Raw genomic sequence first — 13,733 nt, forward strand, 5'->3', positions numbered from 1 at the left:
AAAGTCGTCTAAGCATCAATTAATATTTTGTAATTTCCTACTTTTTAGATTACTTGCCAGCAAATGAATTTATTACTTGTAGAAGATGAACCAAGTGTTGTATCTGTAATTTCGAGAGGTTTAGCAGATGAGGGATTTACCGTAAGTATTTCTCCTGATGGTTTAATCGGAAAACAGATGGCATTAGAAAATCAGTTCGACCTGATTATTCTTGATATCATGCTACCTGGAATAAACGGATTGGAACTCTGCAAAATCATTAAGGAACAAAAGCCAAATACGCCTATTATTATGCTTACGGCTTTGGGCACCACCGAAAATGTGGTAAACGGGTTGGATAATGGCGCAGATGATTATTTAATAAAGCCGTTTAAATTTGCTGAACTTTTTGCAAGGATCAGAATGCTCCTGAGGCGATATCATGGGGCAGTTTCTCAAGATCAGATTATTTCTATAGGCGACCTGCAAATTAATTTAAGTGCAAAAACCGTAAAACGAAATCAACAGGAAATCGTACTTACGGCAACAGAGTATCGGCTACTGGAATACATGGCCAAAAACAAATCTAAAATTTTATCGCGGATAGACATTTTAGAAAACGTTTGGGACATTGATTTTAACCTGGGCACCAATGTGGTTGATGTTTACGTTAACTATCTTCGCAAAAAAATAGATAAAAATGCCGATCAAAAGCTTATCCATACTGCAGTAGGCTTAGGTTATATATTGAAGGAAAAATAAATGGAGATAGCCAAGAAAATCACTTTACTCTTTGCCATTTTATCGGCAGTTATTATCTCCTTATTAAGTGGTTTTGTTTGGTATTTCTCTAACGAATTCGCCTTCGAAGATTTTTATAAACGTTTAGAAGCAAGGGTTAATATTGCTGCTCAGATTAAACTTTACGAAGATGATAACAATATGGTTTATGCGAAAATGCGCAACAGATACCTGGAGCGCCTCCCATCTGAAAAAGAATACATCATTGAAGCAGGCAAACCAACCAATAAATTAGACCGTGAATTACCCGAAAGTTTCTTTAATCGGATACGTGCCGGTTACGTAGCCCGCTATCGTACAGAGAATCACTTTTATGCCGGCAAATTCTTTAAAAATTCAAATGCAGGATACATTGTCATCGTTTCTGCAAACGATCCTGTTGGCTTCCGCGAGTTAAAAGACCTGCAAAGAATTTTGGTTATAGGCTTTTTTCTTTCTGTAATATTGTCATTTGTGGTGGGGTGGAAATTTTCCAATTACATGTTAATGCCACTTCGAAATATCATTAAAAGTGTAAAAAGAATAAAAGCCGAAAATTTACACTTAAGGTTAGATGTTAAAAAAGGAAATGATGAAATGTCGCAATTGGCCCAAACCTTTAACAACATGCTCAACCGCTTGGAAACGGCTTTCGAGACGCAGAATAATTTTATCAGCAATGCCTCACATGAACTGAGAACACCTTTAACCATTATTAGCGGGGAGGTTGAGCTGGCCATGAAAGACATAGCAGATACGGCCAAACAGGAAAAAGCATTATCAAAGATTAAAGATGAAGCAGAAAGATTAGAACATATCTTAACCAGTTTATTGGGTTTGGCGCAATCGGGTTTCAATGGGAAAAATCAACCTTGGGAAGAAGTGCGGATGGACGAATTGTTATGGGAAATTAAAGATTCGGTAAACCAGGTACATCCCAACAGTAAAATAGAGATCGATTTCAGTAAACTTCCAGATGATGATGAACTACTTTCACTTCGGGTAAATAAAAATCTAATTAAACTGGCCATTAGTAACATTGTAAACAATGCCTGCAAATATTCTAATGAAAATTTGGTAAGCATTAGTATAGAAAGTAATGCCAATATGCTATCTATCTCAGTAACCGATAGAGGTATTGGCATCCCACAAACCGATATCCAGCACATATTTGAGCCTTTCTACAGGGCATCGAATACTAATGACTTTAAAGGATATGGGGTTGGTTTACCACTATCCTTAAATATTATCCGTTTGCACAGGGGTAGTATTGCCATTAAATCGCAAGAAGGAGTTGGAACAGAAATTAAAGTTTTGTTACCTACGAAACTTTAATTTGATCATTGGTTCATTAGCCATTAGTTCATCGGCAAATACAAACCGCTAATGGCAAACTTTAAATTGGTTCATTGGTCTTCGTCATTGGTTGATTAATCCATGGAATTAATCGTCAACAGTAATTCCTGCGCAACGTCCTCCTGAACTTGCTTCAGGATCTAATTTAGATAATCCCCTTAGCGTCCCGTTAAAAAAGATGCTCATTGCATTCAGTATGACAGCTTGTTAAAAGAAAAGTATTTAGACCTCCCACCAATAAAACAATTTAACATTGCCAACAACAATTAACCGATTTAAATAGTCAACCAAAAAAAAATTCCAAAAAGGAGTACATTCTAATCTCATTCTAATCTCGCTCTTATTTCACTATAATAACATCAGGCTAAACTTGTATAAATAATATTTCATTCATTTAAACAAGATATAGAGATGAAAACAGTATTAATTCCAACGGACTTTAAATTAGAAAGTATTAAAATTATTGATGCGCTTGTTCAACATCAGAAAAATGAAATATTAAATATCATTTTTGTACATGCCTTTAAATTATCTGATTCCATAACTGACATGTTAATGTTGAGTCGCCGCAGCCGTGATTACGAAAATGTTAGCGACGAATTTTACCAGCAAATCAATCAAGCCAAGGAAAAGTATCCTACACAGATCAATGCCATTGGGATTGAATATTTTTATGGAAGTACAGTAGCGGCTTTTAAAAATTTTATTGAAGCTTTTGATGTAGAATGTATTGCTTACCTAAAGGGATATAACTTTACTCCTATCAACAAATATAGTATCGATCCTAAAATATTGACAGAACGCGCAGGTTGTGAAGTGATTTTGCTAAACACCCTGACCATTCATACCAATGAAAATTTAATCGACACAAAAATACACGAAACGCAGCTGCAAGAAGCAAATTCTTAATTACCACCTTTTAAATTTCATATTATGCTATTACGAAATAATATTCCGCTCACTTATATATTCGGAAAGATCAAAAAAGAACTCCTGTTTGTTATTGGTTACTCTATAGGTATTGTGATATTGTACGAGAACTTTCACGTTACCCGTATTTCTATTCCAGTTGCAGTACCCGCCTTATTAGGAACAATCATTTCCCTTCTATTGGCATTTCGCTCTAACCAGGCCTATGATAGATGGTGGGAAGCAAGGATTCTGTGGGGTGCCATCGTTAACGATTCGAGAACTGTGTCGCGCCAGATCTTATCCTTCGTAGAAAACCCATATGGATTAGACGAAATTGAGGCATTTAAGGCCAGATTTATTAAAAGGCAAATTGCCTGGTGTTATGCCTTGAGTCAGGCATTGCGGGGTTTTAATCCACGAAAAGGCTTGGAAGAATACCTTTCAGCAGAAGAATTCGAGTTCATCAAGAAACGTAAGAATGTAACGGCAACCATATTGGAATTACACGCTATGGATTTAAAAAAGGCATTACTGGAAGGTTGGATCAATAAATACCAACAGATAGAAATAGACAAAACGATAACGGGCTTATGTAACCATATGGGCGGATCGGAAAGAATTAAAAATACCGTTTTCCCGGTAACCTATAGCAAGTATATCAACATGTCTATCCATTTATTCATTGTATTGTTGCCTTTTGGGTTGATCGAATACTTCGGTTACATGGAAATTCCGTTGGTGGTTGCTATAGCAGCATTCTTTTTACTGGTAGAGAAAATGGCGGTTCATCTTCAGGATCCTTTTGAGAATAAGCCTACAGATACCCCAACTACAACCATCTGCAGAACTATTGAACGCGATCTTTGCCAGATGTTAGACGATAATAAAATTTACGAGGACAAGCCTCAAACCGAATTGGCCCAAGTGGGATCGTATTACATTTTGTAACCGCCACAAAGCCTAAAGATAAGTCTCTTTACTGAGATGGTTAGTTAAGCGCAATGGCTTGCTCTTTGGATAAAGTGTGACCATTTGCCATAGTGTATAATATAAAGCCATTCAAACGTGAATGGCTTTTTTTGTTACCATCTGACGTACGATTAACCTGAGTTCGATTAATGTTTAAAATTTAATGTACTTTATTAGTACGAATTGGCTAGCCGTTTCGTCATGATGATCCGATAGGTATCGGATTTATTTTACAAGTGGAAGTAGTATTTTTAATTGTCTTGTAGCTACTACGTGGTCAGCATCTTTCCCTGTTAAACCGACTTGTTATAAAGACCCTGAAACAAGTTCAGGGTAACGACCGTTCATGCAAAGCGCAAATGACCCGAATTAAAGCACATTATTAATCGAACTCAGGTTATTAGATAATATGAAAAATTCCATGCAGTTCAAAATGTAAAATCTTAAACCTCTATCGCCTCTAACATCAGTTAGATACAACTGACGCCGCCAGGAACAAAAAACCCTCCCCAAGTTTAACTTGAAGAGGGTTCGTATATTAAATTTCTCTTAAAGAATCTAATGCTTAAGCATCAATTTTAGCATATTTTGCATTACGCTCAATAAATTCTCTACGCGGAGCAACTTCATCGCCCATTAACATCGAGAAAGTATGATCACATTCTGCTGCACTTTCGATAGTAGCCTGTAATAAAGTACGTGTTGCAGGATTTAAAGTAGTTTCCCACAATTGTTCTGCATTCATCTCACCCAAACCTTTATAACGTTGAATATGCACACTGTCTTCTTTACCTGCACCTTTTAAACGTTGTACAGCAGCATCGCGTTGAACATCATTCCAGCAATATTCAAATTCTTTACCTTTTTTAACCTGATAAAGTGGCGGCGAAGCAATATAAACATAACCTGCTTCGATTAATGCCCGCATGTAACGGTAGAAGAAAGTTAAGATCAACGTAGTAATGTGCGAACCGTCGATATCCGCATCCGTCATGATTACAATCTTGTGGTAACGCAGTTTGGTCATGTTTAATGCTTTGTTATCCTCTGGCGTACCAATACTTACCCCAATAGCAGTAAACATGTTTTTGATCTCATCATTCTCGTAAATTTTGTGCTCCATCGCCTTTTCTACGTTCAAAATCTTACCTTTTAGGGGTAAAATTGCTTGAATATTACGATCTCGACCTTGTTTAGCAGTACCACCTGCCGAGTCACCCTCTACCAGGTAAATCTCACATCTTTCAGGATCACTATCAGAGCAATCAGCAAGTTTACCAGGTAAACCCGAACCGCCCATTACACTCTTACGCTGTACCATTTCGCGGGCTTTACGAGCCGCTGCACGGGCTGTAGCTGCTAAGATTACTTTATTGATAATCATCTTAGCTTCCTTCGGATTCTCTTCTAAGTAATTACCTAAAGCCTCTCCTACTGCAATATCAACAGATCCCATTACCTCACTGTTACCCAGTTTGGTTTTGGTTTGCCCTTCAAATTGAGGTTCCTGTACTTTTACCGAAACTACTGCGGTTAAACCTTCCCTAAAGTCATCACCAGTAATTTCCATTTTTACGTTCTTCAATAAACCTTCCTTATCGGCATAGTTTTTTAAAGTACGGGTTAAACCCCTGCGGAAACCAGCAATGTGTGTACCGCCCTCGTGGGTATTGATATTATTTACATAAGAGTGAACATTTTCTGCATAACTGTCATTATACTGGAAAGCCAGCTCAACCGGAACACCATTTTTAATCCCTTCAATGTAAATTGGCTCAGCCAAAATCGAAGTACGGGTATCATCTAAAAAAGCGACAAACTCTTTTAAACCACCTTCAGAATGGAATGTTTCTGAAAAGAAAGTACCATCCTCCAGTTTCTCACGCTCATCAGTTAGGGTTAATTTAATTCCTTTATTTAAGAAAGATAACTCACGCAAACGGCCAGCTAAAGTATCGTATTTGTATTCGGTAGTTTGGGTAAAAATGGTAGCATCCGGAGTGAACGTTACAATCGTACCACGTTTATCAGTAGTTCCAACCTCTTTAACATCATACTGTGGAACGCCAATTTTATACTCCTGCATCCAGATTTTACCTTCGCGGTGCACTTCTGCTTTTAAATCTGTAGACAAGGCATTAACGCAACTTACCCCTACACCGTGCAAACCTCCAGATACTTTGTAGGTATCTTTATCAAATTTACCACCTGCGTGTAAAACCGTCATTACAATTTCAAGCGCAGATTTATTTTCTTTTGTGTTAATTCCTGTCGGAATACCACGACCATTATCTTCAACCCTGATGGAGTTGCCTTCTAAAATGCGAACATCAATGGTGTCTGCATGACCAGCTAAGGCCTCATCAATAGAGTTATCTACAACCTCATAAACCAAGTGGTGCAAACCTTTTACACCAGTATCACCTATATACATTGAAGGACGCTTACGCACCGCTTCTAAACCTTCTAAAACCTGTATATTATCTGCCGAATAATTTGACTTTAAATCCTGTTCTTCGCTCATATTTTAATTAAAAACAATAAGTATCAAAAATACGGAAATTTTGCCACTTAAACTAATATGTGGATAATTTTTGAGCTGTTAAGAGATTGACACAAAAGCCTCTCCAATTGGATTAAAAGGGGTTTGGAAAGCAAAACCCGCATTCCAATCCATGTCTCTTCCCGCTTTCCATTACAAGTCGCGCTGAAGAAGCGGGTGCTTTTCATTTCAATCGGGTTTAGGTGGACAAATTAATGCTAAATATGAACGGATTATTCACCAAACGTTCCTATGGAACTAAAAAACATTTGTTCTTCTACAGGCTATCATTGACATATTTAAACAAAAAAGGGTCGTCATTGCGAGGCACGAAGCAATCTTAAAGCGCAAGCTGGTAGCGATCGTTGTAAGATTGCTTCGTCGGCTGAAAAAGCCTTCTCGCAATGACGATCTTTTGCAACCTACCATTTGCCAAAAAAATCTTTCACTAATATTGATTTTATACTATAAATTATCCCTCAGAATGAAAATGGTTTTTGTTTTCTCCTTAACTAATAGCGTTATCTGTAGTAGCAATTCATAGATTAAAAAAGCATTTACGATTTCACCAAAGAACTGTGCCAATCAGACATTTTTTAAAATTAAAAATTGTCTGTCGCCTTTTACGAACGTTTGGTGTTTAAAAATTTGCCATTGCCGCCAAGCAGCCCCAAATAGTTGCACATTCCGCGCCACCTAAACCTGATGGAAGCGGGCATGCAATAAAGTAGACAGCAGGACAAGCAACCGTTTGAAACACAGTCATTGCTTTTCAGGTCTATGCTATCCAGATTGAGCGACTGGCGTTAGGTGCTTAGCGATGAGCAAATAAAGCGCTTTACGCCCCGCGCCAAACGCAAAAGTATCCTTGTAGCGCAATAGGCCTTTCTTTAAATTGCATATCAAAACTAATTTATATAAGTTTGCTAAAATTTATTAAACAAGAATGGAAAGAAGAACCTTTAAAACCTTTGGTTTACTTGCAACAGCAACTTTGATAACTGCTTTCTCTGCATGCCAGAACAAAGACACTAAAACTACTGAAACTAAAAAAACAGAGGGTACTACTGCACCGGTTTCTACAACCGAGAAAATTGTGTATGTAAACTCCGACTCGTTACTTACAAAATATGAATACTTCAAAGATCTTAAAGTGAAATTTGAAGGTAAAAGCAAAAGTGCTCAGGCAGACATGCAGGCTAAAGGTCAGGCCTTTCAAAGAGAGGTGGCACAATACCAACAATCGGCACAAACTTTATCAGCCGATCAGCGTAAAAGTACTGAAGAGCGTTTAGCACGTAAACAACAAGAGTTACAAACTTACCAACAAAATGCTGGCGGAGCCTTACAGAATGAGCAAGCTGCTGAAAATGAAAAACTTTATGATAAAGTAGCGGATTACCTGAAAGGTTATGCAAAAGAAAAAGGTTATAAAATGGTATTAACTTACTCTAAAGGTAACAGTTCTATTTTATTTGCCGACGAAAGTTTAGATGTTACTTCGGAAGTAATTAAAGGCTTAAACGCAGAATACAGTAAAAAATAAACTTAAAGATATTTAAGTATGGATGCCCTGACAAAATCGGGGCATTTTTTTTGTGCTCTATTTTTAGATAAGCAGTGAGCTATTAACCCAAATAGAATAAACATGGAAAAACAACACCAGGAATATATGCAGATGGCCATTGACCTATCGGTACAGAATGTGAGCGAATGCATTGGCGGACCATTTGGTGCAGTAGTAGTAAAAGATGGTAAACTGATTGCCAAATCGGCCAACAAAGTAACCTCAACCAACGATCCAACGGCACATGCAGAGGTTTCGGCCATCAGACTGGCCTGTACCGAATTAAATACTTTCGATTTAAGCGGCTGTGTAATTTATACCAGTTGCGAACCTTGCCCCATGTGTTTAGGTGCCATTTATTGGGCAAAAATTGACACCATTTATTATGCAAATACCAAAGTCGATGCCGAAGATATTGGTTTTAGCGATAAATTCATTTATGAAGAGCTTGATAAGCCAATGAATAACAGAAGCCTGCCAATAATCCAGCTGATGCGCGATGAAGCCTTAGCTGCTTTCAAACTATGGGAAACATCGCCAATGCGGATAGAATATTGAAAGTAAAATGCACTGATTTATCAGCATCTGCTACTTTAAATTGAGTGGTTTATTTACTTGTTTCTTTTGACACCTAGCTGCCTTAATTTTTCATTTTCAACAAAGCTATTTATGTTAAATTTTTAAGGAATAATTATTGTAGGATAATGAGCATGACCTACGAACAAAAAATAAAGGGAGAACTGGATTTCTGGAAGTTTAAAACTTTACAGAAACCATCTCTTTTAAATAAGGTAACCGATAAAGTTCAGAAGAAAATAAACAGCTACATACCTGATCGGGTTCATGATGCCATAACATCTGCCATAAAACAAATGGTTAAGGCGGTGCTATTTGGTTCAACTTTTACTACATCGAAACCCATTATCGATTTAACTTTGATGCACCGTGAAGCCTTAATTAAGCAAAAAATTGAAAATTATAAAAAAACCGGGGCTGCAGAAGGTGGAATTACAGGTGCAGGTGGTTTTTTAATGAGTCTGGCTGATTTCCCTTTATTACTGGGCATAAAAATGAAAATGCTTTTTGATATAGCCGCCGTTTACGGGTATGATGTTAAAGATTACCGCGAGCGTTTATACATTTTACACGTTTTTCAACTGGCCTTTTCAAGTAAACAAGAAAGCCAGAGTGTTTTCATCAAAATGCAGGATTGGGATGATAAAGCACATCAGTTACCGACTAATATTGATGAATTTGATTGGCTTACCTTCCAACAACAATACCGCGATTATATAGATTTAGCCAAACTTGCGCAGATGCTTCCTTTTGTAGGTGCAGCAGTTGGTGCCATTGCTAATTATAAACTGATCGAAAAATTGGGCAAAACAGCAATGATGAGTTATAGAATGAGATATTTTAGTTTGCAATATGCAATTATCAGTTCGCAAGAAACTGAAAACGGTAAATTGAAAACTGGCAACTAACTATTCCTCTTCAAACATCCCACCCAATAAATCATCTGTTTCACGACGATCTTTCTTCGTAGGTCGGCCGGTACCCCTATCTCTTTTTAGATTTGGCGCATGAAACATTGATTTAAAAGCATGGGTTTCTTCTACAGGCGTTAAATCTTTGTATTTGGTTAAGGCTGTCGGCGAATCTGTTCTGTTATAAGAAAGCGCTACAACTTCGATAATTTTCTTCTCAATCCCTTTTGATACCTGATAAACATCACCAACTTTCACAATAGCCGAAGGTTTAATATTCTGTCCCTTAAGCTTTACTCTACCCGCTTTACAGGCATCTGTAGCCAGGCTCCTTGTTTTAAACAGCCTGATTGCCCATAAATATTTATCTATCCGAAGTTTTTCTGTCTCTGTCATCAAATACAAAAGTACGTAATTAGGTTAACTGTAAAAACTGGTTAACCGGTTAATTGTCGATACGGCTTTCAACAATTAAGCGATTTAAACAATTAACCAGTTAACCCAAGAACAAAACAATTTATGCAATAAACCCTTTAATAAACAAAAATTGATTTATTTTGCGTAAAATTTAAAAACATCATGTATTCAGATTTAAAGAAATTAATTGAAGCCGCTTGGGAAGACAGAACACTTTTACAATATAGCAACTATTGCGAAGCCATCGAAACCGTAATTCAAGGTTTGGACAAAGGCGAAATCCGCGTAGCTGAACCAGTTTTAAACTCTTGGGGCATTAATGAATGGGTAAAAAAGGCAGTAATTTTGTATTTCCCGATCCGCGAGATGAAGGAAATTAAAAGCGGTCCTTTTGTTTACCATGATAAAATGGAATTAAAAACCGATTACAAAACAACTGGTGTTCGTGTGGTACCTATGGCAAGTGCACGTTATGGTTCGTATTTGGCAAAAGGTGTAATCATGATGCCATCGTACGTAAACATTGGCGCTTATGTTGATGAAGGTACCATGGTTGATACCTGGGCTACTGTTGGCTCTTGTGCACAAATTGGTAAACGCGTTCACTTAAGTGGTGGTGTAGGTATTGGTGGTGTTTTAGAACCTGTACAAGCTGCTCCGGTTATTATCGAAGATGATGCCTTTTTAGGTTCAAGGGCTATTGTTGTAGAAGGTGTAAAAGTAGAAAGAGAAGCAGTTCTTGGTGCCAATGTAGTTTTAACAGCATCGACCAAAATTATTGATGTTACCGGCCCAACCCCTGTTGAATATAAAGGCATTGTTCCTGCACGTTCAGTTGTAATACCAGGTAGCTATACTAAAAAATTCCCTGCTGGCGAATTTCAGGTGCCTTGCGCTTTAATTATCGGTAAACGTAAAGAAAGCACAGATAAGAAAACTTCACTTAACGATGCGTTAAGAGAAAATAATGTAGCCGTTTAAAATGGTAAAAGGTGTAAGGTTTAGGGTGTAAGGTAACATCAAGACCTTACACCTTATGCCTCAAACCTTAAACCTCTAATGAAAATAGGATACGATGGCAAGCGTGCTGCCAATAATTTAACTGGCTTAGGCAATTACAGCCGTTCTTTAATTGAGCACCTGTCAGATCAGTTTCCTGAACACGAGTATTTGGTTTATGCCCCAAAGGTAAAATCAGCCAAACAGATAGATACTTTTTTTGAAAAAGACAACATCGAACTGAAGCTTCCCAACAACGGGGCTTTTTTATGGAGAACGTTAAATATTCTAAAAGATTTAACCCAGGATGACTGTCAGATTTTTCATGGCCTCAGTCATGAAATTCCGTTAGCCATACAGCATACCAGAATTAAATCAATTGTGACCATACATGATTTGATTTTTCTTCGCTATCCGCAGTATTACAAATTTATCGACCGGAAATTATACGAATGGAAAAGTAAATCTGCTTGCAAACGGGCCAATAAGATTATCGCGATCAGCCAAAAAACCAAGGAAGATATTATCGATTTATATGGAATTAACCCAGAAAAAATTGAAGTAATTTACCAAAGCTGTGATGATAGTTTTAAAACACCATTCCCTAAAGAAACTTTAAGCAGGATTAAGGCTACCTACAAACTGCCAGATAAATATATACTGAATGTTGGCACTATTGAAGAACGTAAAAATCTAACATTGGCTATCCAGTCGCTAAAAGAAGTAAACGATGAATACAAATTGGTAGTGATAGGTAAGCAAACTCCCTATTTTAAGAGTGTTGAGAAAGAAATAGAAAAGCTTGGCCTTAAAAACAGGATCTTATTCTTAAAAAACATTCCTTTTACCGATTTGCCTGGCATTTACCAAATGGCGAGTGTTTTTGTTTATCCTTCCTTTTACGAGGGGTTTGGCATCCCAGTTATTGAGGCTTTATATTCGGGCGTTCCGGTAGTTGCAGCAACGGGCTCGTGTCTGGAGGAAGCTGGTGGTCCTAATAGTCTATACATATCCCCAAAAGATGCTACCGGATTAGCAAAAGCAATTAATCAAATTGTGGAAAGTCCTCAACTACAAAAAGAAATGAAGGAAAAAGGGTTGGAATTTGTTCAAAAATTCAATAGTCCTATAGTTACGCAGCAATTAATGGATTGCTATCTGTCTCTTTAATCGTTACATATATATTTTTTATGCGTGTCGTCACCCTGAATTTATTTCAGGGTCTTTCATGCTAAAAAGATGCTGACCACGAAGTAGCTATTAGGCCTTTAAAACAATAAAAACTGCTAATAAAATAAATTCAGCATGACGATCGCAGTAGGTAAAAGAGCTATCAAAAGCAATCATTATAACCCAATACTAATCGACTTGTGTTAACAAAAAAAGGGCTCGAATTATTTAAAATTCAAAAGCCCTTTTATAATATTAATTTTTACTACTTATTTAGCCGTAACACCATTTGATGGATATTGCGCCAATATTTCTTTTACGCCGGTATACAAACGTTGTTCTCTTTTATTAAAGTTATCAAGGTTAAAACCTGATCCCTGTCCGTGCCAGAATAAAATCTTTTTAGCCGGATCCAGAAAATCAATAACAATGGTACCGTCAATATACTGGTTCACGTAGGTTCCCCCACCCCAGAAAGGATTTCCCCAGCCACCACGCCAGCCCCATCCCCAGCCGCCATAATAACCTGGGCCATATACATCGGTTTTTTCGCGGGCAACCACTACCAAATTAACCAATAGATCTGGGCGATCTGATTTTGTAAAGCCTTTCGCATTCATTTCAGATTCAACCGCAGCCATTAACCTGCGCTTGTCTAAATTGTTGAGCTTAATTCTTGCGATACCTTTATCGTAAAAATTGTAAGTTTTATAACCGCTTAAATCAACATCTTTATCATAATCTGATGCGGTGCGGAGTGTTGTACATCCTGCTAATGCCAATACCACTGTAAAAAGCATTAATAATTTTTGTGCTGTTCTCATTTTGTGCGTTGTTGTATAAATAACCCGACATAAATATAACGATCTTGCATATCAAAATGGAAATCATTTAACATTTTTTTACAATCAGATTTTATCTATAAAACGATTTCTACTTGATTATGTTTTGACGTTATATCACTCAGACTAAATATTTTACAATAGGATTAAATGGATCAAATTAATAAATCGGAGGATATTCCGATAAGATCTGTTTAACAGCCAGATTTATCCTGTTTTCTCTATTCTCATAATCATCAAAATTAAAACCTGACCCTACCCCATGCCACATAATTGCCTTGGTTTCAGGATTCAAAAAATCAATAATAATGGTGCCACTTTGATATGGCTTGCTGGAACTGAGGGGGCCAAATTGCGAATCTTTCCATTGATAGGATAATGAAGTTGCATCCCATTGATAACCGCCTCCACTATAACCCCAATCTGCCCTCGTATTCATGCTGCTCAAAATCGCTACATTAACTAAAAAATCTGGCTGAGCTGATTTAACAAAACCTTTTTTTGCCATAGCAATTTCAACTGCATTTAACATCCTGGGCTTGTCGAGATTGTTTAATTGCAAATGTTCAATTCCTTTTTCGTAATAAGCAAAGGATTTCAACCTAGAAAAATCGATTTTCTTATCGTAATCTGATGCGGTAAGCACAGAGATGCAACTGGTAAATGCCATTACAATAGTAATCAGCATACCCCATTTAAGTGTGTGTTTCATT

13 protein-coding genes are annotated in these 13,733 nt (G+C 37.2%); 9 read left to right on the plus strand and 4 right to left on the minus strand.

Annotation, left to right across the window (positions count from 1 at the left end; all coding sequences use genetic code 11):
- Nucleotides 1-63 precede the first annotated feature (63 nt).
- From OQX63_RS07820 to OQX63_RS07835, 4 genes are all read left to right on the plus strand, one after another.
- A complete protein-coding gene (locus OQX63_RS07820) occupies nucleotides 64-741 on the plus strand; it encodes a response regulator transcription factor (RefSeq protein WP_265850340.1) in 678 nt (225 codons plus the stop codon).
- Nucleotides 742-2,094 (plus strand): HAMP domain-containing sensor histidine kinase, encoded by a 1,353-nt coding sequence (locus tag OQX63_RS07825; protein ID WP_265850341.1) that lies wholly within the window; start codon nucleotides 742-744, stop codon nucleotides 2,092-2,094.
- Between the two features lie 432 nt (nucleotides 2,095-2,526).
- A complete protein-coding gene (locus OQX63_RS07830) occupies nucleotides 2,527-3,024 on the plus strand; it encodes a hypothetical protein (RefSeq protein ID WP_265850342.1) in 498 nt (165 codons plus the stop codon).
- Nucleotides 3,025-3,048: 24 nt separating this feature from the next.
- A complete protein-coding gene (locus OQX63_RS07835) occupies nucleotides 3,049-3,975 on the plus strand; it encodes a bestrophin family protein (protein WP_265850343.1) in 927 nt (308 codons plus the stop codon).
- A gap of 586 nt (nucleotides 3,976-4,561) precedes the next feature.
- Here the strand turns inward: OQX63_RS07835 and gyrB are convergent.
- On the minus strand, nucleotides 4,562-6,520 hold the full coding sequence (gene gyrB, locus OQX63_RS07840) for a DNA topoisomerase (ATP-hydrolyzing) subunit B (RefSeq protein WP_265850344.1): 1,959 nt from the start codon (nucleotides 6,518-6,520) through the stop codon (nucleotides 4,562-4,564).
- Between the two features lie 964 nt (nucleotides 6,521-7,484).
- Here gyrB and OQX63_RS07845 point away from each other — a divergent pair.
- From OQX63_RS07845 to OQX63_RS07855, 3 genes are all read left to right on the plus strand, one after another.
- Nucleotides 7,485-8,084 carry an OmpH family outer membrane protein gene (locus tag OQX63_RS07845; RefSeq protein ID WP_265850345.1) on the plus strand — a complete coding sequence of 200 codons (600 nt, stop codon included), beginning with the start codon at nucleotides 7,485-7,487 and terminating at the stop codon, nucleotides 8,082-8,084.
- Nucleotides 8,085-8,186: 102 nt separating this feature from the next.
- Complete coding sequence (locus tag OQX63_RS07850; protein WP_265850346.1) at nucleotides 8,187-8,663, plus strand: nucleoside deaminase; 477 nt, start codon at nucleotides 8,187-8,189, stop codon at nucleotides 8,661-8,663.
- Nucleotides 8,664-8,815: 152 nt separating this feature from the next.
- Nucleotides 8,816-9,589 (plus strand): EcsC family protein, encoded by a 774-nt coding sequence (locus OQX63_RS07855; RefSeq protein ID WP_265850347.1) that lies wholly within the window; start codon nucleotides 8,816-8,818, stop codon nucleotides 9,587-9,589.
- On the opposite strand, the gene OQX63_RS07860 is transcribed toward OQX63_RS07855, so the two are convergent.
- Nucleotides 9,590-9,988 (minus strand): RNA-binding S4 domain-containing protein, encoded by a 399-nt coding sequence (locus tag OQX63_RS07860; RefSeq protein WP_265850348.1) that lies wholly within the window; start codon nucleotides 9,986-9,988, stop codon nucleotides 9,590-9,592.
- A 183-nt stretch (nucleotides 9,989-10,171) separates the two neighbouring features.
- On the opposite strand from OQX63_RS07860, the gene OQX63_RS07865 reads away from it, so the two are divergent.
- Together OQX63_RS07865 and OQX63_RS07870 are read left to right on the plus strand one after the other, a co-directional pair.
- Nucleotides 10,172-10,990: a 2,3,4,5-tetrahydropyridine-2,6-dicarboxylate N-succinyltransferase gene (locus OQX63_RS07865; RefSeq protein WP_265850349.1), complete on the plus strand. Its 819-nt coding sequence runs from the start codon at nucleotides 10,172-10,174 to the stop codon at nucleotides 10,988-10,990.
- Between the two features lie 78 nt (nucleotides 10,991-11,068).
- On the plus strand, nucleotides 11,069-12,178 hold the full coding sequence (locus OQX63_RS07870; RefSeq protein WP_265850350.1) for a glycosyltransferase family 4 protein: 1,110 nt from the start codon (nucleotides 11,069-11,071) through the stop codon (nucleotides 12,176-12,178).
- A gap of 269 nt (nucleotides 12,179-12,447) precedes the next feature.
- Here the strand turns inward: OQX63_RS07870 and OQX63_RS07875 are convergent, their stop codons facing one another.
- Nucleotides 12,448-13,002, minus strand: a complete 555-nt coding sequence (locus OQX63_RS07875) for a DUF4136 domain-containing protein (protein ID WP_265850351.1) — start codon at nucleotides 13,000-13,002, stop codon at nucleotides 12,448-12,450.
- A 178-nt stretch (nucleotides 13,003-13,180) separates the two neighbouring features.
- Nucleotides 13,181-13,732, minus strand: a complete 552-nt coding sequence (locus OQX63_RS07880; RefSeq protein WP_265850352.1) for a DUF4136 domain-containing protein — start codon at nucleotides 13,730-13,732, stop codon at nucleotides 13,181-13,183.
- Between the last annotated feature and the right edge of the window lies 1 nt (nucleotide 13,733).

Source organism: Pedobacter sp. PF22-3 (assembly GCF_026239555.1).
Taxonomy (GTDB): domain Bacteria; phylum Bacteroidota; class Bacteroidia; order Sphingobacteriales; family Sphingobacteriaceae; genus Pedobacter.